Origin of the sequence: Nonomuraea sp. C10 (assembly GCF_008017515.1) — a bacterium.
Lineage (GTDB): Bacteria > Actinomycetota > Actinomycetes > Streptosporangiales > Streptosporangiaceae > Nonomuraea > Nonomuraea ferruginea.
The window spans coordinates 1315767-1337423 of record NZ_VPFF01000003.1; the positions used below are offsets into that span (position 1 = coordinate 1315767).

Here is a 21657-nt window from a genome sequence, read left to right on the forward strand (position 1 = left end):
TCAGCACGTTACCGTCCATTACTTCAGCACCGCCTCCATCACCGCTTTCGCGATGGGCGCGGCCGTTCCGCCACCCGTCGCCTCCCCGCCGCCGCGCACGGCGCCGGACTCGACCATCACCGCGATCGCGATCTTCGGGTCGTTCGCGGGGGCGAACGAGATGAACCAGGCGTGCGGCTGCTGGCCCTGAGCGGTCTCGGCGGTTCCGGTCTTCCCAGCTACTTGGACGCCGGGAATCTGCGCGCGGTTCGCGGTGCCGTTGGCCACGACGCTGATCATCATGTCGGTGAGCTCGCCCGCCGTCTCGGAGCTGACCGCCTCGCTGAACTCCTCGGGGTCGGCCTCGTCGATCGTGTCGCCGTTGGGGTCGGTGATCTTGTTGACGAGGTACGGCTTCATGACCACGCCCTCGTTGGCGATGCCGGCCGCGATCATCGCCATCTGGAGCGGCGTCATCTGGTTGCTGCGCTGGCCGATGGAGGCCTGGGCGACGGCCGCCGCGTCCTCCTTGGGGCCGAAGTCGCTCTTGGCCACCGACATCGGGACGGCCAGCGGCTTGCCCGCGCCGAACTTCTCCAGCTGCTCGCCCATCGCCTCGTGGCCGAGGTCGATGCCGATCTTGCCGAACGGCGTGTTGCAGGACCTCTCCAGCGCGAAGCGGAGCGTGACCTGGCCGGAGCCGCACGCCGCGCCGCCGTAGTTGGGCAGGTCGGCGGTGGTGTTGGGCAGGTCGAGCACCTGCGGGGCGTCCACGGTGGTGTCGGAGCCGCGGCTGGAGTCGTCCTCCAGGAAGGCGGCGGCGGTCACCACCTTGAACGTCGAGCCCGGCGGGTAGGTGTTCTCGATGGTGCGGTTGAGCAGCGGCTGGCTCTTGTCCTTGGCCAGCTCGTCGTAGCGGCCGAACACCTCGGACTTGTTGGTGCCCGACAGCTCGGCCGGGTCGTAGGTGGGCAGCGAGACCATGGCGAGGATGCCGCCGGTCTTCGGCTCGATCGCCACCACGGCGCCGCGCTTGCCGCTCTCGCGCAGCGCGTCGTAGGCGGCCTTCTGCGCCTCGGGGTTGATCGTCAGGTCGACGTTGGCGCCCCTGGTCGGCTCGCCGGTGAACAGGTCGATGCCGCGCTGCAGCAGCAGGTCGGCGCTGGAGCCGTCGAGCAGGTCGTTCTCGCTGCGCTCGATGGCCGACTCGCTCTCGGGCGAGAAGAAGCCGGTCACGTGCGCGTACAGGCGGCCCTCGGGATACTGCCTGATGAAGCGGAAGTCGCCCTTGGCCTCCTTCGACTGGGCCACGATGACCTTGCCGCCCGCGGTGATGCGCCCGCGCTGCACGGCGTACCGCTCGTAGAAGTTGCGGGTGTTGCGGGCGTCGTCGCTCAGACTCTGCGCGCGGACGCCCTGGAGGACGTTCACGTTGATCATCAGGAGGCCGAACATGGCCAGGCAGGCCACGGCGGCGCGCTTGATAGTCCGGTTCATCGCTGGAACACCTGCGTCATTCCTTCGTTCTGGATCGCCTGGGGCGGCGGCCTGCGCGCCGCGTCGGACATGCGCACGAGCAGCGCGATGAGGATCCAGTTGGACAGCAGCGCCGAGCCACCCTGGGACATGAAGGGGGTGACCAGGCCGGTCAGGGGGATGAGGTTGGTGACACCGCCGACGATGATGAAGATCTGCCAGGCCAGCAGGAACGACAGGCCGGCGGACAGCAGCTTGGTGAACGGGTCGCGGGCGGCGAGCGAGGTGCGCAGACCGCGCTGCACGATCAGCGCGTAGATCACGAGGATCGCCATCAGGCCCGTCAGGCCCAGCTCCTCGCCGGTGGCGGGGAAGATGAAGTCGGAGAAGGCCAGCGGGATCAGCTCGGGGTGGCCCTGGCCGAGCCCGGTGCCGAGGATGCCGCCGGATCCCATGGCGAACAGGCCCTGCATGAGCTGCTCGCTGCCGCCGACCGCTCTGTAAAGCTCCTCGTTGGCGGGGTCGAGGTAGACCTCGAAGCGCTGCTGGACGTGGTCGAAGACCATGCCGGCCAGGATCGCGCCGCCCAGGAAGAGCAGGATGCCGATGATCACCCAGGAGATGCGCTGGGTGGCGATGTAGAGCATCGCGATGAACGTGCCGAACAGCAGCAGCGAGGAGCCCAGGTCCTTCTGCAGGACCAGGATGCCCAGGCTGACGCCCCAGGTGATGAGCACCGGGCCGAGGTCGCGGGCGCGCGGCAGGTCGATGAAGAGCAGCCGCCGCCCGGCCAGGGCGAGCACGTCGCGCTTGGCCACGAGGTAGCCGGCGAAGAAGACGACCAGCGCCAGCTTGGCGAACTCGGCGGGCTGGATCTGGCCCAGCCCGGAGATGCCGATCCAGATGCGGGCGCCGTTGATCTCCTGGCCGAGGAACGGGATCAGCGGCGAGACCAGCAGCAGCAGCCCCAGCGCGCCGGCGGTGTAGGTGAGCCGCTGCAGGGCGCGCTGGTCACGCAGGAAGATCAGGGTGACGCTGAACAGCACGATGCCGATGAGCGTCCACAGCAGCTGGGTGTTGGGCGAGGCGAGCGTGGCCGACGGCAGCGTGGAGTCGGTCTCCGACAGCCGGAAGATCATCACCAGGCCGAGACCGTTGACCAGCGTGACCAGCGGCAGGATCAGCGGGTCGGCCCACGGCGCGAACTTGGCGAGCACCAGGTAGGCGGCCAGCATCAGGCCGCCCAGGCTCAAGCCGTACGTCAGCATGCCCGAGGGGATCGCCCCGTCCATCGCCAGCCCGACGTTGGCGTAGGCGCCCATCGTGATCACGACCGCGAACGCGAGCATGACGAGCTGGGCCATGCGTCGCTTGGCGGGCATGGGCACGGGGGCTGCGGCCACTTCGCTCATCTATTGAGGTTTCGTCCTTGTGGGAGTGGGAGATGGCGACGCGCTCGCGGTGGGGGTGGGTTCCGCGAACTTCATCGTGTTGATCTTGGTGAGGCCCTCGGCCACGTCGCCGACCTCGATGCCGTCCTTGACCAGGGCCTGGTCGGGCGGCGAGAGCCGGGACAGGGCCTTGCCGGTGTGCTGGGCCACCTTGAAGAACTGAACGGGGCCCACCTCCTGCTGGATGCCCTGGAAGACGACCACTTCGTCGGCCCAGGCCCCGACGTAGAACTGGTCCTGCGTCCATTTCCAACCGAAATAGCCGCCGACGCCCGTGACGACGGCGGCCACGGACAGCACGGTGACCAGCACGGGCCACACCCGGCGACGCTTGCCCGACTTGCGGGACGCTCGCGCGACCGGCTCGTCGTAGTCGTCATCGGTGATGGCCGGCTGGGGAGCGGTCACCGCGCTCGCTCGCCCCGGCGCCGGCTCCTCGCCGCCGTGCAGCCGGGTCATGCCCGCGGCGCCGACGACGGAGGCCTCGACGGGCACCTGCTGGCCGTCGGTGATCTCCAGCACGTCGGCGATCACGCACGTGATGTTGTCGGGCCCGCCGCCGCGGTTGGCCAGGTCGATGAGCTGGCGTACGGCCTCTTCGGGATCGTCGAGGTTGGTCAGCGTGGCGTGCAGCGTCTCCGCGCTCACCACCCCGGACAGCCCGTCGGAGCAGAGGAGGTAGCGGTCGCCAACCTGCGCCTCGCGCAGTGTCAGGTCGGGGTCGACCTCGCCGCTGCCGTCGAGCGCCCGCAGCAGGATCGAGCGCTGCGGATGCGTCGCGGCCTCCTCGGGCGTGATGCGCCCGTCGTCGACCAGCTGCTGGACCAGCGTGTGGTCATGGGTGATCTGGTAGAGCTCCCCGCGTCTGAGCAGGTAGGCGCGCGAGTCGCCGACGTGCACCAGCGCGACCTGGGTGCCGTTCCAGAGCATGGCGGTGAGCGTGGTGCCCATGCCTTTGAGGCTGGGATCCCGTCCCACCATCTCGTGCAGCTTGCGATTGGCGTCGCGTACGGCTGCCTCGATGGCGTTGAGCAGGTCACCCCCCTGCTGGGCCTCTTCGAGAGAGGCCATCGCGGCGATGGCGACGGAGCTCGCCACCTCGCCGTGTGCGTGCCCGCCCATGCCGTCGGCGACGGCGAGCAGGCGGCCGCTGGCGTACGCCGAGTCCTCGTTTCCTTCGCGGAGGAGGCCGACGTCCGAGCGGGCGGCGTAGCGGAGTGCGATGGTCATTTGCGCAATTCAATGACTGTCTTGCCGACACGGATCGGAACACCGAGCGGCACCGGGGTCGGGCGGGTGACTTTCGAGCGGTCGAGATACGTGCCGTTGGTAGAGCCGAGATCTTCCACGATCCACTGACCGTCCTGGGGAAAGAGCCGGGCGTGCCGGCTGGATGCGTAGTCGTCGCTGACTACCAGCGTGGCGTCGTTCGCCCGGCCAATGGTGATGGGCGTCTCCGTGAGATTAATGGTGGTGCCTTGCAGCGGGCCACCTGTCACGATGAGCTGGCGGGGTTCCCCCTTCCTGCTCTTGGGCTTGGGCGCGGGCTTGGCCGGTTTGGCCCCTTTGCCCGGGCCGGCGGGAGCCGTACGTGACCCGAACAAGTCAGTCCGGATCACGCCGACTGCGGCAATGACGAAAAACCACAGCACCGCCAGGAATGCGAGCCGGATCAGCAGCAGCGTGAGCTCGGACATGGACCGTCTGTCTACCTCTAATCGCGCCGGAACACCAGAGTCGTGCGCCCCAGCGTCACTCGCGTGCCGTTCTGGAGCTCGATTCTGCGTACCGGCTGGCCGTTGACGAAAGTGCCGTTGGTCGATCCGAGATCGACCAGGGCGACTTGCTGACCCTCGACGCGCAGCTCCGCGTGGTGGCGGGACACGCCGGGGTCGACGAGACGAAGATCGCAGTCGGTGCCGCGCCCCAGCAAGGTCACCGGTGTGGTGAGCTCGTAGGAGCGGTCGCCCTGCGGATCGTCCTGGGTGCTGACGAGCAGCCGGGGCCGCCCGCCGAACGCGTTGGGACGGGACGGGGGCAGGTCGCTCGCCGGCTGGCGGATCTCGTCCTGCTCGACCGTCGCGCCCCGGATGACGCCGGACCTGATGCGGAACAAGCCCACAGCCAGGTCGCCCGCCGTCTCGAATCGGACCCGGACCGGTCCCACGAAGGAGTAGCCCTGTTCCTTGGCGTACTCCCTGGCGAGGTTGGCCAGCTCGTGGCTGATGCTGTCGGCGTAGACCTCTAGCCGCTCGGCGTCGGTCGTGGACAGCTCCACCACGAAGTCGTTCGGGACGAGGGTACGGCCCTGGGCGACGATCGCCGCCCGCTCGTCCATCTCCCGCTGCACCGCGCTGGCGACCTCGACCGGCTGAAGGTCAGATTTGAACGCCCGCGCAAAGGCCCCCTCAACCAAGCCTTCGAGCCGTCGCTCGAAGCGCTGAAGGACTCCCACCGGGTACCTCCCTTCCTCCGTGCATATGATCGCGGCCCCCTGGCGCGCGTGGCGCCCGGTCTCCGCTCGAACCACGAGGCGGCGGCCCCCGGCGCTCCTGAGGCACTCGCGCCCAGCTCCTCCGCTCCCGTGTCTTATGCGATCGTATCCGGGTTCAGTACCAGTGGCTGTTACGTGCTAGTGTTTCTCCGCACCCACAAGGGCGGGTGGCGGAACGGCAGACGCGCACGGTTCAGGTCCGTGTGTCCGAAAGGACGTGAGGGTTCAAATCCCTCCTCGCCCACCTCGGTAGGGTCGATGAAAATCGGCAGACCCACCCTGGCGAAGAAGAGCCCCGGTTCGCAAGAGCCGGGGCTTCATCTTTTCCTCGACATCCTGTCCGCTTGCGGCCTCCCGGCCGTACCCGCCGGGCGAAAGGTACGCCCGGCCGGTTGCAGCTCGCTTTCAAACCGCTTCCGGCCGGGGCCCATTGTTTTCGCTCAGAGCGAAGCTGAGGTCAGGCCGCCAGTTTGCGCGTGTCCAACAACTGCCCCAGCAGGTCGGTGAGGCTCACCATGCCGATGACCGCGCCGTCGCCCCCGGTGACCAGCGCCAGGTGCGCACGGGCCTCCTGAAGGGCCGCCACGGCCTCGGGGACCTGCGTGAGGCTCGGCAGCTTCGGCACCGGCCTGGCGAGCTCGCTCGCCGTACGTCCGGGCTCCAGCAGGGCGTCACGGGCGTGCAGGACCCCCGCCACCTCGCCGCCGTCGCTCACGAGCAGCCTGAGGTGGCCGCTGCCGGCCGCCACGCGCCGGATCTCGGCCGTGCCGGCCCGCGGGGGTACGGTGACCGCCTGGCCGATCGGCACCATGAGGCGCTCGATGCCCTCGGCCTCGAACCGCAGCGCCCGGGTCAGCAGGTCGTGCTCCTCCCGGTCGAGCAGGCCCATCCGGCCGGACTCGCCGACCAGCATGGCGAGCTGGCGCGGCGTCCTGGTGGTGGCCAGCTCGTTGCGCGGCTGCACCCCGAAGAGCCGCAGGCCGAGGTTGGTCAGGCCGTTGAGCGACGACAGCAGCGGCCGCATCACCGAGGTGAACGCCCTGAACGGCAGGGTGAGCAGCAGCGCCGCCTGCTCGGGGTGGGTCAGCGCCCACGACTTGGGCGCCATCTCGCCCACCACCATGTGCAGGAACGTCACCAGGGCCAGCGAGAGCGTCAGCGCGATCGGCATGCGCAGTGGCTCTGCCACGCCGATGGCCGCGAACACCGGTTCGAGGTAGTGCTCGATGGCCGGCTCGGTCACGTACCCGAGGCCCAGCGTGCACAGCGTGATGCCGAGCTGGGCGCCGGCCAGCATCAGGGAGAGCTGGCGGCTGCCGCCCGCTGCCGACCTGGCCGCGATCCTGACGAGCCGGTTGCCGCCCGCCGCGATCTCCTCCAGGCGGTGCCGCCGGGAGGACACGAAGGCGAACTCGGCGGCGACGAACAGCGCGTTGAACGCCAGCAGCGCGACGCTGATCATGATCATCGTCATCGGGTCGCCTCCGCGGGCTGCTGGGCGGGCGCCAGCCGCACCCATTCGGGCACGCGCCGGTTGAGCGAGATCACGGTCAGCTCGGCCACGTGGCGGTCGCCGCCGTCGTCGTACTCGAACGGGTCGGCCTCGACGACGGTCGGCACCGTCACCGTGTCCCCGGGCTCGGGCATCCGGCCCAGCTCGGCCAGGATCAGGCCGCCGAGCGTGTCGTAGTCGTCGCTTTCGGGCAGCGCGATGCCGGTGGCCCGCTCGACCTCGTCGAGCCGCAGCCTGCCGGGCACCTCCCAGACGCCGCCGGGCTGCCGCACGGCGCCCACCGGGTCCGGGTCGTTCTCGTCGACGAGCTCGCCGACGAGCTCCTCGGCGAGGTCCTCGACGGTGATCACACCCGCCAGGCCGCCGTACTCGTCGATGACGCAGGCGATGTCGTCCTTGGCGACGCGCATGCGGTCGAGCACCGCGGGGAGCGGCAGCGAGTCGGGCACGAGCAGCGCCGGGCGGGTGATGTCGCGCACGGCGCCCTCCTCGATCCCGGAGGCGAGCAGCTCGCGCACGCCGGTCACGCCGGCCACGTCGCCGTCGTCGCCGAGCACCGGGTAGCGGCTGTGGCCGCACTGCCGCATGGTCTCCAGCAGCTCGGAGATCGGCTGGGCGGCGCGCAGCGCCACCACCCGGGGCCGCGGCACCATGATCTCCTCGGCCGTGTGGTCGCCGAACTCCAGGGCGCGCTCCAGCAGCTCCGACAGGCGAGGCGGCAGCTCACCGGCCTCCGTGGACTCCTCGATGATCCGGGAGAGCTCCTCGGGGGTGGCGCCGTGCTCCACCTCCTCGACGGGCTCGATGCCCACCTTCCTGAGCAGCCCGGTCGCCGCCGAGTCGAACAGCCGGATCACCGGCCCGACCACGGCCAGGTAGACGAGGGTCGATCCGGCCAGGAACTTCGCCACCTGCTCCGGCCTGGCGATGCCGAGGTTCTTCGGCGCGAGCTCGCCGAGCACCATCTGCACCACGGTGGCCACGCCCACGCCGATGGCGACGGAGAGCCCGGTGATGAGGGCGTCGGAGAGGCCGGCGTCCGTCAGCCAGGGCCGCACGATCACGGCGATGGCGGGCTCGGCCAGGAAGCCGACCAGCAGGGCGGTGACGGTGATGCCGAGCTGGGCGCCCGACAGCATGAACGAGAGGCGTGAGGTCACGCGGAGTGCCTTCTCGGCGGCCTGGTCACCGGCCGCGGCCTGCTCGCGCAGGACGGCCCGGTCGACGGCGACGAAGGCGAACTCCTGGGCGACGAAGTAGCCCGTCGCGGCTGTGAGCAGGAAGAGGGCCATCAGGCCCAGATAGGCGCTCACCGCTGCGAGCTCTCAGGGGAACCCGTGCATGTGCACGGGCGGCTACTCCATGGGTCCGCAGTGGACACGATCATCCCTTCTTTAGAGCTGGTCCATAAAACTAACGATGCGGATGGCCTCTGTGTTTCCGGTGGTCTTATCTGCCTGGTTCTACGTACTTTTCCGTGGCGGAACAATGGCCGGTGGACTGCACTGAGCGAAGTGTTGGACGTAGCTTCTATGTCAGGGCGACTATGTCAAGCAAGGGGAAGAAGGAGCCACGTGGCTGAGGACGACCGGACGCGGGCCATGCGCTCGCCGGGCGAGCGTCGCCCGCTGCCTTCCAGCAAGGACGGGCCGCGTGCGGCGGGGGCCCCGGCGCACCACTTCCCGCAGCCCCCGCAGCAGCCGGTCGCCGACGATGTGCCGCGGTCCAGCTCGCGGGTGTACGGCAAGCGCCGGTCGGGCAGCAGCCCCGTCAGGCCCATGCGGCGCACCTCCGACCGGCCGCCCCCGCCGCCCGGACAGCGGCCGCCGCGCCGGCGGATCAAGGGCGGCACCGTTCTCAAGATCCTCCTCGCGCTCCTGGTGGCGCTGGTGGTGACCGCCGCGGGCATGCTCTTCTGGATCGACGGGCGGCTGGGCGGGCTGCCCGCCGGGATCCTGGACGACTACGAGGGCCGCCCGGCCGACACCCCCGGCACCAACTGGCTCCTGGTCGGCTCCGACAGCCGCAAGGGCCTGTCGGCCCGCGAGCGCAAGAAGCTCGCCACCGGCAACAGCGAGGGCCAGCGCACCGACTCGATGATGCTGCTCCACCTGCCCGAGGGGAGCGACCGGCCGACGCTGGTCAGCCTGCCGCGCGACTCCGCCGTCACCGTCCCCGGCCAGGGCCGCAACAAGCTCAACGCCGCCTACGCGATCGGCGGCCCCAAGCTCCTGGTCCGCACCGTCGAGACGGTCACGGGCATCCGCGTCGACAACTACATGGAGATCGGCTTCGCCGGCTTCGTCGAGATCGTCGACGCCGTCGGCGGCGTCGAGATCAACGTGCGCGCGGCGGTCAACGATCCCAAGGCGGGCCTGAAGCTCAAGAAGGGCACCCAGACCCTCACCGGCGCCCAGGCGCTCGGCTACGTCCGCACCCGCAAGGGCGGGGCGCTGCCCGACTACGAGCGCACCAAGCGGCAGCGCCAGTTCCTCAGCGCGGTGGTGAAGAAGGCGGCCAGCCCCGGCACCCTGATCAACCCGTTCACCTCGATCCCGCTGGCGATGAGCGCCACCGACGCCGTGGCGGTCGACGAGGACACCGGCGTGTTCGACATGCTCTCGCTGGGCCTGGCCATGGGCGACAGCCCGGTGACCACGGTGGTGCCCTTCGGCGGCACCGAGAACGTCGCGGGCGGCGAGGCCGTCAAGTGGGACAGGGCCAAGGCGCTGGCCCTGTTCGAGGCGCTGGCCGCCGACCAGCCGGTGCCGAAGGAGATCCTCGACGCGGGTTAGCCCGTCGCGGTGATGGCGGCCGTGGTGACGGCGATCGAGATGCCCGCGTTGATCGCGGCGATCGTCTGCGCCACGGCCTCGGCCTCCCACGCGCCGGCCGCGATCTCCTTGACCCGGCCCTTGTCGGCGCCGGGGAACGCCTTGCGGTCGAGCTTGGCGGCGTGCATGACCGCGATGAGCACGGCGGTGCGCGGGTCGGGCTCGGCGCCGCCCAGCGCGCCCGCGACCCGCTCACGTACCCGCGACTCGACGCTGCCGTCGAGCTCGGGCCAGCGGGTGGTGCGGAAGACGCCGAACACCCGGCCGCGCTCCTCGGCCAGCACGCCCGCGGCGGCGAGCCGGGTGAGCAGGCGGGTGCGGAGCTTGCCCGACTGCAGCTGCTGCACCCACCAGGCGGGCCTGCGCTCCTTCGGGCTGCCGGCGATGCGGGCGAGCGCGGCGTCGAGCTCGTCGTCGCCCAGCGGCGCGGGGTCCAGGACGGTCACCTTCTTGTCGCGCAGCGTGATGCGCTCGCTGATCGCCAGCTCGGCCAGGAGGGCGCCGGCCACGGCGGGGTCGAGCTGGATGGTGGAGAGCAGCTGCCTGCCGTCGTCCTCGCCGAAGGCGAGAAGGAGGATCTCCTCCGCGATCGTCACGCTCATCCTCTGACACTAACGTGCGAGCATGACCATCTCGGAAAAATTGCACGCTGTCGGCCGTCCCCTGCTTGAGGCTCAGCTGGCCCATCCCACCGTTGCCGGGATCGGCCGGGGCGATCTGCCCGAGCCCGTGTTCCGGTCGTGGCTGGAGCAGGACTACCTCTACCTGCTCGACTACGTGCGGGTGTTCGCCAAGCTGGCCTGGCAGGCTCCTGACGCGCACGTCGGCGACCTGGTGGACCTGGCGCACTCGACCTACCACGAGGAGCTGGATCTGCACCGTTCGCTGTCGGCCGAGTTCGGGGCCGATCTGGAGGGGGCGGTGAAGGGGCCGGCCTGCGTCGCGTACACGTCCTTCCTGCTGGAGTCCGCGGGCTCGTACGGGGAGGGGCTGGCGGCGCTGTATCCGTGCATGTGGGGATATTCGACGCTGGGGAGGATCCTGGCGGAGAACCCGCCCGCCGAGCCGCGCTACCGGGCCTGGGTCGACACGTACGCCGACCCGGGGTTCGCCGCGCTGGCCGAGCGGATCGCCCAGATGATCGACGAGACGGACGTCGATCCTGACCGGGCGGAGGCGATGTTCACGGAGGGGATGGCGCACGAGCTGGCGTTCTGGGACGTGCCGTAGCGCCGCGTAGTCTGGAGAGCATGCCTGAACTTCCCGAGGTGGAGTCGCTCACCGCGTTCCTGGGCGAGCGGGCGGTCGGCCGCACGATCGCGGGCGTCGACGTGGTGGCCTTCCAGGCGCTCAAGACGTTCGACCCGCCGGTGACCGCGCTGGGCGGGCTGACCGTCACGGGCGTGTCCCGTCACGGCAAGTTCCTCGACCTCGACTGTGACGGGCTCCACCTGGTCATCCACCTGGCCCGGGCGGGCTGGCTGCGCTGGCGTGACGACCTGTCGGGCGCCAGGCCGGTCCGTCCGGGCAAGGGCCCGCTCGCCGTACGGGTGCGGCTCGCGCCCGACGCCGACGGGCTGGCGCCGGGGTTCGAGCTGACGGAGGCGGGCACGCAGAAGCGCCTGGCCGTCTATGTCGTGAAAAATCCGGACGAGGTGCCGGGTGTCGCCGCGCTCGGCCCCGACCCTCTCGACGAGTCCTTCGACGTCGCCGCGCTCAAACGCATCGTCGGCGGCAACCGCACCCAGATCAAGGGCCTGCTGCGCGACCAGAAGGTCGTCGCCGGCATCGGCAACGCCTACTCCGACGAGGTGCTGCACGCCGCGAAGATGTCCCCGTTCAAGGTCGCGGCGACGCTGACCGACGCGCAGATCGCCGACCTGCACGACGCCATCGTGACCACGCTGCGCGAGGCGGTAGAGCGGGCGCGCGGCCTGGCGGCCAAGGACCTCAAGGCGGAGAAGAAGTCGGGGCTGCGCGTGCACAACCGCGCGGGCCAGCCGTGCGACGTCTGCGGCGACACGATCCGCGAGGTGTCCTTCGCCGACTCCTCGCTGCAGTACTGTCCCACCTGCCAGACCGGCGGCAAGCCGCTGGCCGACCGCCGCATGTCCAAGCTGCTCAAGTAACGTGCCGAGCATGACGCGCGGCAGGTAAGAATGGGCGCATGACGGTTCCCGAGGTCGAGGTCCGCGACGTGCCCGACGACGCCTACCTGCTCGACGTGCGCGAGGAGTACGAGTGGGTGGCGGGCCACGCCCCCGAGGCGGTCCACATCCCGATGACGCAGATCCAGGCGCGGGTCGACGAGGTCCCCTCCGGACGTCCGGTCTACGTCGTGTGCCGCGTCGGCGGCCGTTCGCTGCAGGTGGCGGCCTGGCTCAACCGCCTGGGCCGCGAGGCGGTCAACGTCGGCGGCGGCATGCAGGCCTGGGAGCTCGACAAGCGTCCCATGGTCAGCGAGACCGGCCGGCCGCCGATGGTCGCCTGACCCCGACTGGCCGAAACGGGACTAATAGTGCATCATGGGGGCGGCAGCCGGAGTTGATCTCCGGCTGTTGACGACCCACCGCGGGAGCTCGGGGCCAACCGGGCTGAGAGGGCAGCTACGCCGCTGCCGACCGCATGAACCTGTCCGGGTAATGCCGGCGTAGGGAGTGCGCGATGTCGCATGCCATCCATGGCGAGGAAGTTCCGCTGACCCTGGAGGGCGAGCCCCCCAAGACGCTCGGAGTGCTCGACCAGGGCGCGCTCTGGGCCAACCTGGCGGTCAGCCTGCTGGGCTTCTCCGGCGCGTTGTTCCTGATCGACCCGCTCGGCGGCGCGCCGCTGACCGTGACGGCCGCCCTGGTCGCGACCGTGGTCGGCAGCCTGATCGGCACCACCATGGTGGGCCTGGCGGCCATTCCCGGCACGCAGACCGGCAAGCCCGCGATGGTGCTGCTGCGCGGGCTGTTCGGGGCGCGGCTGTCGTACTTCCCCACCGTGCTCAACATCATCCAGATGATCGGCTGGGGCGCGTTCGAGCTCTGGGTGATCGCCCAGGGCGCCCTGGCCATCTTCGGCGACACGGTCCCGTACGCGGTGTGGGTGATCGTCGCCGGGGTGATCACCACGGTGCTGACCGTCTGGCCGCTGGGCGCGGTCCGGCTGATCAGGCGCTACATCACGGTTCTGGTGATCATCGCGATGATCTGGTTCGCGGTGCAGTTCCTGGGCGACGCGCAGCCGCGGACCGGAGGGTCCTGGGAGGCGTTCGCCCCGGCCGTCGACTACGTGATCGCGCTGTCGGTGTCGTGGGTGCCGCTGGCCGCCGACTTCGCCCGGCACTCCAGGTCCAGCCGGGCGGCCTTCACCGGCGTGGTCGGCGGCTACACGCTCGCCCAGGTCGCCTGCCTGGCCCTGGGCGTGTACGCGGTCGCGATCGCCGGGGCCGAGGCGGTGGCGGCCGACAGCACGGCGGTGTTCGGGCCGTTCGTGGCGGTGCCGCTGGGCGCGCTGTTCTTCGCGATCCTGGTGCTCCGCGAGGCCGATCAGTCGTTCGCGAACGTCTACTCGACGACCGTCTCGCTGCAGAACCTCATGCCGCGCGTCGACCGGCGGATCATCAGCACCCTCATCGGCCTGCTCACCGTCGCCATCGCGCTGGTGGTGGACGTGACCTCCTACGGCGCGTTCCTGGGCGTGATCGGCGCGGTGTTCGTGCCGATGTTCGCGGTGCTGGCCGTCGACTACTTCCTGCTCGGCGGCGCGGCCCGGTGGAACACCGACGCCGACGCCCCCGCCCGCTGGTCGATGCTGGTGCCGTGGGCGCTCGGCTTCGCGGCGTACTGGCTGACCACCTCCACCCCGACCGTCGCCCCGTGGGACGGCTTCTGGGCCGGGGTGCGCGAGGTCATCGGCTTCACCAGGGAGCCGTGGATGAACGGCGCGCTGGGCGCGGCCATCGTCGCGGCCCTGGCGACGCTGCTGATCGGGCTGGTCACGCGCCGCGTCGCTCGACGGTGAGCAGATGGCGCTTGGCGGTGGGGCCGCCCGCGTAGTCGCCGGGCTCGCCGTCGTCGCGCACCACCCGGTGACACGGCACGATCACGCACACGGGGTTGGCGCCGAGCGCGTTGCCGACCGCGCGCAGCGCGCGCGGCCTGCCGATGAGCTCGCCGATCCGGCCCATCGTCGTGGTCGTGCCGTACGGGACCGCCATCGTCTTCTGCAGGACCGTACGAGCGAACGGCGTGGCGAGGGTCAGGTCGACCCGGGTGGAGAAGGCGCGGAGCCGGCCGGAGAAGTAGGCGTCTAGCTCGCGGCGTACCGGGTCGAGCCGCCGGGCGTCGGTGCCGATGAGGCTGCCCACCTGGTTGGACACCCGCTCGAAGACCACGTGCTCGTCCTCGTAGCTGCAGGCGACGAGGCCGCGCGCGGTGACCGCGAGCACCAGCCTGCCCACCGCGCCGTCGTAGGTGCCGAGCGCGACGTCGAGCTGGCCGTCACCCCGATAAGTGTCGGACGTCACCCGCAGCAGGGCCTCGAGGTCGCCCGACACGCCTTCACCTCCACCCGCCATGAAAAAGCCGTGACCGCAGCGTATCGGACGGATCGCCCGACGCGAGCGCCACGCCGCGGGCACTATGGAGTCGTGGGGGACCCAAGGGGTGCGAGTGACGACGAGATGGTCCGCGCGGTGCTCGACAGCTCACCCAACGCCGTCGTCGCGATCGACCGGGACCAGACGGTCCTGGTCTGGAACGCGGCCGCCGAGGCGCTCTTCGGCTGGCCCGCGGCCGACGTGCTCGGGCGCAGGGCGCCGATCGTGCCGGAGGAGCTGGCGGCCGAGCACCACGCGGCCCTGGAGCGGGTCCGCACCGGCGGGCAGGTGTCGCTGCGCACCAAGCGGGCGCGTGCCGACGGCGGCGTGCTGGACGTGCGGGCCGACATCAGCGCGCTGCGCGTGGGCTGCGCGACGGCCGGATACGTCTGCGTCTACCACCTGGTGCAGGCCGACCACGCGGCCAAGAGCCGCCTGGCGCGCCGCGCGAGGCTGGTGCGCAGGCTCACCGACGTGGTCGGCGACATCAACGCCGAGCTGGAGCTGCCCGCCGTGCTCGACCGCATCTCGGCCAGCCTCACCGAGCTGACCGGGGCCGACGCGGGCGGGTTCGTGCTCATCGAGGGCGACCGGCTGCGCCTGGTCAGCACCTACCGGCTGCCGGACTCGCTGAAGGACGCCACCACCGACCTGGACACCAGCCTGGTCGGCACACTCCTGCGCACCGGCAGGACCGTGCTGCTGGAGTCCGCCGGGCTGGACCGGCTGGTGTGGGCGCGGCTGAAGGGTCTGCACACGATCGCGCTCGGCCTCGCCGCCGTCGGCGGTCGCCCGTACGGCGCGCTCTACGCGCTGTTCGCCAAGCGCAAGCCCGGCCACCTGGAGCTGGAGCTGCTGGAGCTGCTGGCCGGGCACGCCGGGATCGCGGTCGGCAACGCGGTCGCCTACCAGGAGGCGGTGCGGCAGCGCGCGCACGAGCGGGCCGTGTTCGACGCCAGCGCCGACGGCATCGCGGTGCTCGACGGCGACGGCCGGGTGCTGCGGTGGAACCCGGCCGCGGCCGAGCTCACCGCCGTCAGCGCCGAGGAGGTCATTGGCGGCCCGCCGCCGTTCCCGCTGCCCGGACCTGGGGAGAAGGTCACCCACCAGCTGCCCAGCGGGCGCTGGCTGGACGTGGTGTGCGCGCGCATCGAGGAGACCGGCGAGCTGGTCGTCGACTTCCGTGACGTCACCGCCGCCAAGGAGCTGGAGGAGGCCAAGGACCTGTTCCTGGCGACCACCAGCCACGAGCTGCGCACCCCGATCACGGTCGTCCGCGGCTTCGCCGGCACGCTCGACGCCCGCTGGGACAAGCTGAGCGACGCCGAGCGCCGCTCCGCCGTGCACACGATCGCCGAGCGGGCCAAGTCGCTCGGCAGCCTCATGGACCACCTGCTGCTCGGCGCCAGAGCGGGGGCGGAGGAGCAGGTGGTCGGCGACGAGCCGTTCGACCTGGCCGAGCGGCTGCACGCGGCCACGCTCGGCCTGCCGGTGCTGTCCGACAGGCACCGCATCGAGGTCGGCATCGCCGTGGGCCTGCCGTGGGTGATGGGCGATCCGCTGGCCACCGACATCGTGCTCGGCCAGCTCCTGGAGAACGCCTTCAAGTACTCGCCGCAGGGCGGGCTGATCAGCGTCGGCGCCTGGCGCGAGAACGGCGGGGTGGTCGTGGTGGTCGACGACGAGGGCGTGGGGATCGCGCCGGCCGACCGGGAGCGGATCTTCGAACGGTTCGTCCAGGTGGAGACCGGCGACCGCCGGAGGTTCGGCGGCGTCGGGCTCGGCCTCTACATAGTGCGGAGCCTGGCCAGGGCGCAGGGCGGCGAGGTGAGCGCGCATCCGCGCCCCGGTGGCGGCACCCGGATGAAGCTCCAGCTCAGGTCCGCTTCTACTATCGGATCCGACACACCGGTGCGGTAACGAGGTGGTCACGGTTGCGCTGATCTATCGTCCGATGTGTACAAGCTGTGATCGAGATGCGGTTTCTGGGATCGAGTAACGGGGCATTTCGGTCGTACCGGGGGTGCTTCCGCGGGGGGCACTGGGAGACGGGGAGGTGGGTGTGTCAAGCGTGGTGCTACTGCCGTACGCGCCGTCCAGCGTCGCCGTCGCCCGCCAGCGTCTCAGCAACGATCTTCAGGACTGCGGGGTCTTCGATCCCGCGATCGACGATGCCGTACTCGTGGTGAGCGAGCTGCTCAGCAACGCGCTACGGCACGCCCACCCGTTGCCTTCGGGGATGGTGAGGGTGTCCTGGCTGCGTAACGATGGTCACATCGAGGTGGCGGTCAGCGACGGGGGAGCGGCGACCGAGCCGAGGGCGGGCCGGCCGGCCCTGTCCTCGCTGGGCGGCCGCGGGCTGGGGATCGTCGAGTATGTGGCGGAGAGCTGGGGCGTGCGGCATGACGGCGACACGACAACGGTGTGGGCGATCCTGCCCGCACCTCAGAAGCAGATGAACGGGCAGGTTCACGCGCTCAAAGAGGCCGGGTAGCGAGCACGGCGCGCTCTCCCGCGGTCCACGCCGTGGAAACCAGCAGATAGAGCCCGGCGGCCAGGGGGAGCACCGCCGCGGCCAGCACCGAGCCGAACGGCAGCAACGGTGTCACCCTTCGGATGAGCTCCGGCTGGTCGTCGGTGAGCGCCGACTTCACCGTACGGGAAGACAGCCATGCCACCACGGCCATCAGCACGAGCACCAAAGCGAAGACCGAAAATGGTCCGCTGAACAGACCGTAATGTGCGAGCACAGCCGCGACCTGCTGACCGAGCGGAGCCCCGAACAGGTCGTGGCCCGCCAGCGCGGTCGGGTGGGTCGCCACCCTGAACATCAGCCACATGAACGGCAACTGGGCCAGCCCCGGCAGGATCCCCGCGAACGGCGAGCTGCCCTCCTTGGCGAACAGCGCGGACGTCTCCTTCGCCAGCCGCTCCGGGTCGCGCCCGAACCTCTTGCGCAGCTCGCGCAGCCTGGGCGCGAGGCGTTCCCTGACGCGGGCGCTGCGTGCCTGGCGGATGCCCAGCGGCAGCAGCAGGAGCCGTACGGCCAGGGTGAACAGCACGATGCCGAGGGCGGCGTGGCCCCCGGAGACGCCGATGACGAACGAGACAAGCGAATCGATCATGAGCCCTTCTCCCATGGAGACTTCCAGGGCTCGGGTCCGAGCCCCGCCTAACAGGAAGCGGGGCGCGGTGAAGGAGCTCGCGGTCTAGGTCTCCCGGCCGCGTCGGGATCGCGCTGGCGCTGGAAGGCCGTGCGCCGCGCGTACACCAGGGGGAACCCGGACGGCTCACCGCCGCAGGCCGGCAGCAGCCTGGCCGCCCACGAGACCAGCAGCAGGACCGCCACCATGGTGACGGCGATGAGCCACGGATCGAACAGGAAGGCCGTCACTGCGGCGAGGACGACTTACCGACCAGCGTGACGACGACGAAGACCAGCAGAGCGATCACTCCGATGATCAGCGCGATCTTCAGCAGCCCCAGAACCATGGGGATGATGAAGGTGAACAGCACGAAGAGCGCCAGCGCGGCACCCGCCACGAGCATGATGACTCGACCCATGACGCCACCGTACGTCGTGCCGGTGCCGCGTGCGAGGCTTACGAAGCGATGACGTGATCGCCTCGCCCGCGCCGCAGCGCCGTACCGTGATGGCGTGAACACCCGCATCCTGGTGGTCGACGACGACCCGAACGTGTCCGAGGTGGTCGCACGCTATCTGGAGCGCGACGGGCACGAGGTCGAGTGCGTGGGCGACGGCGCGGAGGCGCTGCGCCGCGCGCTGGCCAGGCCGCCCGACCTGATGGTGCTCGACCTGATGCTGCCCCAGCTCGACGGGCTGCAGGTGTGCAGGAAGCTCAGGGAGCGCTGGCCGGTGCCGGTGATCATGCTGACCGCGCTCGGGGAGGAGATCGACCGGGTGGTCGGCCTGGAGACGGGCGCCGACGACTACGTGGTCAAGCCGTTCAGCCCGCGCGAGCTGGCCCTGCGCGTGCGGTCGGTGCTGCGCCGCGCCCGCGGCGCGGCCGTCACCGGCGGCACCGGCGTGCTCCGCGACGCCGACCTGACGGTGGACGTGGGCGCCCACGAGGTACGGCTGGGTGGGGCGGAGATCATGCTGACCGCCCGCGAGTTCGACCTGCTGGCCTACCTGATGCGCAACCCCAGGCAGGCGTTCAGCCGGGCGGCGCTGCTCGACCAGGTGTGGGGATGGTCGTTCGGCGACTCCTCCACGGTGACCGTGCACGTCAGACGGTTACGGGAGAAGATCGAGCCCGATCCGACCGACCCGCGCAGGATCGTCACGGTCTGGGGGGTCGGCTACCGGTACGAACCGCTGGAGGGCCCCGCGTGAGCCTCGGCATGATCGTCGTGGTCACCGCGGGCCTGGGCCTGCTGGTGGCGGCGGCGGGCCTGGCCGTCATGTGGTGGCTGCGCACCCGCTCCATCGGCGTGATGATGGCGATCGTGGTGGTCGTCGCGGTGGCCGCCACCCTGGCCGGCGTGGTGGCGATCACCATGCGGATGATCATCGAGGGCCCGGCCAGGGACGTCGTGCTCAGCGTGATCGCCGTCGGCGGCCTCGTCGGGCTCGGTGTGGCGTTCGTGGTGGCCAGGCGGGTGGTGGCGGAGAGCAGGCGGCTGGTGGCCGCGGTCGGCGAGCCGCCGTTCACCGCGCCGCGGGGGCTGCCCGCCGAGCTCCAGGCCATCGCCGACGCGCTGCAGGAGGCGTACGCGCGCGAACGCGCACTCGAAGGCGCCCGGCGCGAACTCGTCGCCTGGGTGAGCCACGACCTGCGCACCCCGCTGGCCGGGATGCGCGCCATGGCCGAGGCGCTGGAGGACGGCGTCGCGGCCGACCCCGAGACGGTCGGCCGCTACCACCGCCAGATCAAGCTGGAGGTGGAACGGCTGTCGGCGATGGTGGACGACCTGTTCGAGCTGTCGAGGATCCACGCCGGGGCGCTGCGGCTGTCGCGGGCCAGGATCGGGCTCGCCGACCTGGTCGCCGACACGCTGGCCGGGGCCGAGCCGCTGGCCAGGGCCAAGGGCGTGGTGCTCACCGCTGAGGCGGCGGCGTCGGTGCCGGTCGAGGCCGACGCGGGCGCGCTCGGGCGGGCCCTGCGCAACCTCGTGGTCAACGCCGTCAAGCACACGCCCTCGGACCTGCCGGTGGTGATGCGGGCCGGGGTGGAGTCGGGGATGGCTTGCCTGTCGGTCAGCGACTGCTGCGGCGGCATCCCGGAGGAGGAGCTGTCGCGGGTGTTCGAGGTGGCCTTCCGCGGGGAGGCGGCCCGGACCCCGACGGCGGACGGCGGGGCCGGGCTGGGGCTGGCGATCGCCCGGGGCATCGTGGAGGCGCACGACGGGGTGATCGGCGTGGTGAACGAGGGGCCGGGCTGCCGGTTCGAGATCCGCCTCCCTCTCGGATGACGGGGTGGATCAGGCGGTCTCCGGGAGGATGGACTCGCAGGTGGAGCCGAACGACTCCGACATTGCACGAAATGTCGGGCAGGGCCATCTCCACATGCAGCTCCGGCACCGCAGGATGGGGTGCGCGGCGTCGCTGGTGATGCCGCCCGCGTCACGCGGCTGATGCAGGTCGAGCAGCCGCAACCCGAGCTCGGAGAACATCAGCAGCTCGTCGCGGGCCCCGGAGAGGAAGTCGAGGTCCTCCCCGGCCAGCTTGGTGCGTACGGGGACGTAACCCTCGTGGTTGACCAGCCCGCGCAGGCGGGCCGCCTCGTCGTGCCACGAGGTCGCCTTCTCGCTGCGGATGAGAATGGCTTCCAGCTGTTCGCGGATTCTCCGACGCTGAGGATCTTCCGGTTGGTCTGTGTTCATAGGTCATCGGGCCCGTGAGCTCGCCCAGCCTCCTCCTGTGAAGTGGTGACCGGATCCGGAGCTCAGGCCCGCCCCCTCTCCGGCCGCCATGGTGGCGCACCGTCAAGTTTCGCCTACTCTCCGTCTTCGTGGAGCCCAAATGGCCACTCTCGTCGCCACCCGGAATCCATGCCGTCATTCACGTATCGGCGTGACAACGTGACCCGGAGCCCTCACGCCGCTAGCCTGCCTCTGTGGAGCTCAAGGTCTCGACTCGATCACATGCCGGCCACGCACTTGTCGTGATTGCCGGTGAAATCGACCTCTATACGGCACCCCACCTGCAGTCGGAGTTCACCCGGCTGCTCCAGGAGGGGCCCGGCCGCGTGGTCATAGACATGTCCGCCGTGGATTTCTGCGACTCCACGGGGATGAACGTGCTGCTGTCGGCACTCAAGCGCATGAAGGAGCAGGGCGGCACTCTCGAAGTGGCCTCGCCGCGCCCCGCCGTGCAGAAGATCCTGCAGGTCACCGGGCTCGACTCGGTGTTCACCGTGCATGACGAGGTGCCGCAGGAGTTCCTTCTCTCCGAGAAGTCATGACGGCGGGCGACACCGCGGTCGTCATCCCGGCCAAGAACGAAGCCGATCGCATCGGCCTCACCGTCGCCTCGGCCCTCGGCCTGCCCGGCGTCGACCTCGTCGTCGTGGTCGACGACGGCTCGACCGACCAGACGGGCCGGGTCGCCCGCGCGGCGGGCGCCAAGGTCGTCCGCCACAGCCGCAACCGCGGCAAGGCGGCCGCCATGGAGACGGGCGCCGAGGCCGTGCGCCTTCTCGACGGCGACGCCCGCCATCTGCTCTTCCTGGACGCCGACCTGGCCGGCAGCGCCCAGGCCGCGGCCGCGTTAGCGGGGCCCGTGCGCGCCGGCGAGGCCGACATGACCATCGCCGCCTTCACCAACCGGGTCAAGCTCGCCGGCCACGGCATCGTCGTCCGGCTGTCGAGAGACGGCATCCGCCGCGCCACCGGCTTCGAGGCGACCCAGCCGCTCAACGGCCAGCGCTGCCTCACCAGGGAGGCGTTCGAGGCGGCCCGCCCGCTGGCCCACGGCTTCGGCGTGGAGACCGCCCTGACGATCGACCTGATCCGCAAGGGGTTCCGCGTGGTCGAGGTCGAGGTCGACATGGCGCACCGGGCGACCGGTTCCGACTGGCGCTCCCAGCTCCACCGGGCCAGGCAGCTCCGCGACGTCGCCCTGGCCCTGGCCACCCGCGAACCCCTCGTGGCCGACAACCTCGCGAAGCTCCGCCCCAGGCGCTGACCCTTCCCGGGGTTGTCCACAGGCTGGGGACGGGCGGACGGAGCCCTGTGGCGGGTGTGCTGGAATTTGCGGGTGACTTCCGAGACGCGGGCCGGCTCCCCCCACCGGCTCATGTGGCCGGCTCTGGCCTGCATCGCCGCCTCGATCCTGCTGACGGCCCTCATCGGCGTGCTCG

The 21657-nt window shown here is 70.8% G+C and carries 24 protein-coding genes, 1 tRNA gene and 1 riboswitch; of the genes, 12 read left to right on the forward strand and 13 right to left on the reverse strand.

The genetic code is table 11. From position 1 onward, the window contains the following. Window positions 1-18: 18 nt before the first annotated feature. From FR742_RS37800 to FR742_RS37820, 5 genes are read right to left on the reverse strand one after another with little or no spacing between them, the layout of a single operon-like run. Window positions 19-1476, reverse strand: coding sequence for a penicillin-binding protein 2 (locus tag FR742_RS37800; protein ID WP_148036051.1), 1458 nt, complete (start codon window positions 1474-1476; stop codon window positions 19-21). Then, complete coding sequence (locus FR742_RS37805; protein ID WP_222709256.1) at window positions 1473-2867, reverse strand: FtsW/RodA/SpoVE family cell cycle protein; 1395 nt, start codon at window positions 2865-2867, stop codon at window positions 1473-1475. The genes FR742_RS37800 and FR742_RS37805 overlap by 4 nt, the downstream gene beginning before the upstream one ends. After that, entirely contained in the window at window positions 2868-4136 is a 1269-nt protein-coding gene (locus tag FR742_RS37810; protein WP_148036052.1) for a Stp1/IreP family PP2C-type Ser/Thr phosphatase, read from the reverse strand. Beyond that, the gene (locus FR742_RS37815) at window positions 4133-4603 is read right to left on the reverse strand and encodes an FHA domain-containing protein (RefSeq protein ID WP_148036053.1); all 471 of its coding nucleotides are present in this window, start codon (window positions 4601-4603) and stop codon (window positions 4133-4135) included. The genes FR742_RS37810 and FR742_RS37815 overlap by 4 nt, the downstream gene beginning before the upstream one ends. Before the next feature lie 17 nt (window positions 4604-4620). Then, window positions 4621-5361 carry a DUF3662 and FHA domain-containing protein gene (locus FR742_RS37820; protein ID WP_148036054.1) on the reverse strand — a complete coding sequence of 247 codons (741 nt, stop codon included), beginning with the start codon at window positions 5359-5361 and terminating at the stop codon, window positions 4621-4623. Window positions 5362-5561: 200 nt separating this feature from the next. On the opposite strand from FR742_RS37820, the gene FR742_RS37825 reads away from it, so the two are divergent. Continuing rightward, window positions 5562-5644, forward strand: a tRNA-Leu gene (locus tag FR742_RS37825). Window positions 5645-5857: 213 nt separating this feature from the next. Here FR742_RS37825 and FR742_RS37830 read toward each other — a convergent pair. After that, window positions 5858-6874 carry a hemolysin family protein gene (locus FR742_RS37830; protein ID WP_148036055.1) on the reverse strand — a complete coding sequence of 339 codons (1017 nt, stop codon included), beginning with the start codon at window positions 6872-6874 and terminating at the stop codon, window positions 5858-5860. Then, on the reverse strand, window positions 6871-8226 hold the full coding sequence (locus tag FR742_RS37835) for a hemolysin family protein (protein WP_148036056.1): 1356 nt from the start codon (window positions 8224-8226) through the stop codon (window positions 6871-6873). Before FR742_RS37835 ends, FR742_RS37830 begins: the two co-directional genes overlap by 4 nt. 261 nt (window positions 8227-8487) lie before the next feature. Here FR742_RS37835 and FR742_RS37840 point away from each other — a divergent pair, with 261 nt between their 5' ends. Then, a complete protein-coding gene (locus FR742_RS37840; protein ID WP_261808999.1) occupies window positions 8488-9708 on the forward strand; it encodes an LCP family protein in 1221 nt (406 codons plus the stop codon). On the opposite strand, the gene FR742_RS37845 is transcribed toward FR742_RS37840, so the two are convergent. Further along, window positions 9705-10349, reverse strand: a complete 645-nt coding sequence (locus tag FR742_RS37845) for a GPP34 family phosphoprotein (protein WP_148036057.1) — start codon at window positions 10347-10349, stop codon at window positions 9705-9707. The genes FR742_RS37840 and FR742_RS37845 overlap by 4 nt on opposite strands. A 22-nt stretch (window positions 10350-10371) precedes the next feature. Between FR742_RS37845 and FR742_RS37850 the strand changes: the two genes are divergently transcribed. The 4 genes from FR742_RS37850 to FR742_RS37865 all read left to right on the forward strand — a co-directional run bounded on the left by FR742_RS37850 (window position 10372) and on the right by FR742_RS37865 (window position 13755). Next, window positions 10372-10977, forward strand: coding sequence for a TenA family protein (locus tag FR742_RS37850; RefSeq protein WP_148036058.1), 606 nt, complete (start codon window positions 10372-10374; stop codon window positions 10975-10977). Between the two features lie 20 nt (window positions 10978-10997). Further along, a complete protein-coding gene (locus FR742_RS37855) occupies window positions 10998-11876 on the forward strand; it encodes an Fpg/Nei family DNA glycosylase (RefSeq protein WP_148036059.1) in 879 nt (292 codons plus the stop codon). Window positions 11877-11914: 38 nt separating this feature from the next. Continuing rightward, on the forward strand, window positions 11915-12238 hold the full coding sequence (locus tag FR742_RS37860) for a rhodanese-like domain-containing protein (protein ID WP_148036060.1): 324 nt from the start codon (window positions 11915-11917) through the stop codon (window positions 12236-12238). 70 nt (window positions 12239-12308) lie between these two features. Continuing rightward, window positions 12309-12421, forward strand: a riboswitch (TPP riboswitch). After that, complete coding sequence (locus FR742_RS37865; protein WP_148036061.1) at window positions 12412-13755, forward strand: cytosine permease; 1344 nt, start codon at window positions 12412-12414, stop codon at window positions 13753-13755. It overlaps the preceding riboswitch by 10 nt. Here the strand turns inward: FR742_RS37865 and FR742_RS37870 are convergent. Continuing rightward, the gene (locus FR742_RS37870) at window positions 13730-14290 is read right to left on the reverse strand and encodes a methylated-DNA--[protein]-cysteine S-methyltransferase (RefSeq protein WP_261809000.1); all 561 of its coding nucleotides are present in this window, start codon (window positions 14288-14290) and stop codon (window positions 13730-13732) included. The two genes, FR742_RS37865 and FR742_RS37870, sit on opposite strands and share 26 nt — an antisense overlap. A gap of 126 nt (window positions 14291-14416) precedes the next feature. Here FR742_RS37870 and FR742_RS37875 point away from each other — a divergent pair, with 126 nt between their 5' ends. Continuing rightward, window positions 14417-16252, forward strand: a complete 1836-nt coding sequence (locus tag FR742_RS37875; protein ID WP_148037207.1) for a PAS domain S-box protein — start codon at window positions 14417-14419, stop codon at window positions 16250-16252. A gap of 142 nt (window positions 16253-16394) precedes the next feature. Then, entirely contained in the window at window positions 16395-16826 is a 432-nt protein-coding gene (locus FR742_RS37880) for an ATP-binding protein (RefSeq protein WP_261809001.1), read from the forward strand. On the opposite strand, the gene FR742_RS37885 is transcribed toward FR742_RS37880, so the two are convergent. Genes FR742_RS37885 through FR742_RS44890 form a run of 3 tightly spaced genes read right to left on the reverse strand, consistent with a single transcriptional unit; the run spans window position 16810 to window position 17896 of the window. After that, a complete protein-coding gene (locus tag FR742_RS37885; protein WP_187281566.1) occupies window positions 16810-17457 on the reverse strand; it encodes a membrane protein insertase YidC in 648 nt (215 codons plus the stop codon). The two genes, FR742_RS37880 and FR742_RS37885, sit on opposite strands and share 17 nt — an antisense overlap. A 47-nt stretch (window positions 17458-17504) precedes the next feature. Next, window positions 17505-17726, reverse strand: coding sequence for a DUF6412 domain-containing protein (locus tag FR742_RS37890; protein WP_148036065.1), 222 nt, complete (start codon window positions 17724-17726; stop codon window positions 17505-17507). Next, on the reverse strand, window positions 17723-17896 hold the full coding sequence (locus FR742_RS44890) for a hypothetical protein (protein WP_187281667.1): 174 nt from the start codon (window positions 17894-17896) through the stop codon (window positions 17723-17725). The genes FR742_RS37890 and FR742_RS44890 overlap by 4 nt, the downstream gene beginning before the upstream one ends. Before the next feature lie 94 nt (window positions 17897-17990). Between FR742_RS44890 and FR742_RS37895 the strand changes: the two genes are divergently transcribed. Both FR742_RS37895 and FR742_RS37900 read left to right on the forward strand, forming a co-directional pair. Beyond that, window positions 17991-18689 carry a response regulator transcription factor gene (locus FR742_RS37895; protein ID WP_148036066.1) on the forward strand — a complete coding sequence of 233 codons (699 nt, stop codon included), beginning with the start codon at window positions 17991-17993 and terminating at the stop codon, window positions 18687-18689. After that, window positions 18686-19768, forward strand: coding sequence for a sensor histidine kinase KdpD (locus FR742_RS37900; protein WP_261809002.1), 1083 nt, complete (start codon window positions 18686-18688; stop codon window positions 19766-19768). Before FR742_RS37895 ends, FR742_RS37900 begins: the two co-directional genes overlap by 4 nt. A gap of 9 nt (window positions 19769-19777) precedes the next feature. Here FR742_RS37900 and FR742_RS37905 read toward each other — a convergent pair whose 3' ends face one another. Beyond that, the gene (locus FR742_RS37905) at window positions 19778-20179 is read right to left on the reverse strand and encodes a hypothetical protein (RefSeq protein ID WP_148036067.1); all 402 of its coding nucleotides are present in this window, start codon (window positions 20177-20179) and stop codon (window positions 19778-19780) included. Window positions 20180-20412: 233 nt separating this feature from the next. Between FR742_RS37905 and FR742_RS37910 the strand changes: the two genes are divergently transcribed. Then, the gene (locus tag FR742_RS37910; RefSeq protein ID WP_148036068.1) at window positions 20413-20760 is read left to right on the forward strand and encodes an STAS domain-containing protein; all 348 of its coding nucleotides are present in this window, start codon (window positions 20413-20415) and stop codon (window positions 20758-20760) included. Beyond that, complete coding sequence (locus FR742_RS37915) at window positions 20757-21482, forward strand: glycosyltransferase (protein WP_148036069.1); 726 nt, start codon at window positions 20757-20759, stop codon at window positions 21480-21482. The genes FR742_RS37910 and FR742_RS37915 overlap by 4 nt, the downstream gene beginning before the upstream one ends. Window positions 21483-21657: the final 175 nt, after the last annotated feature.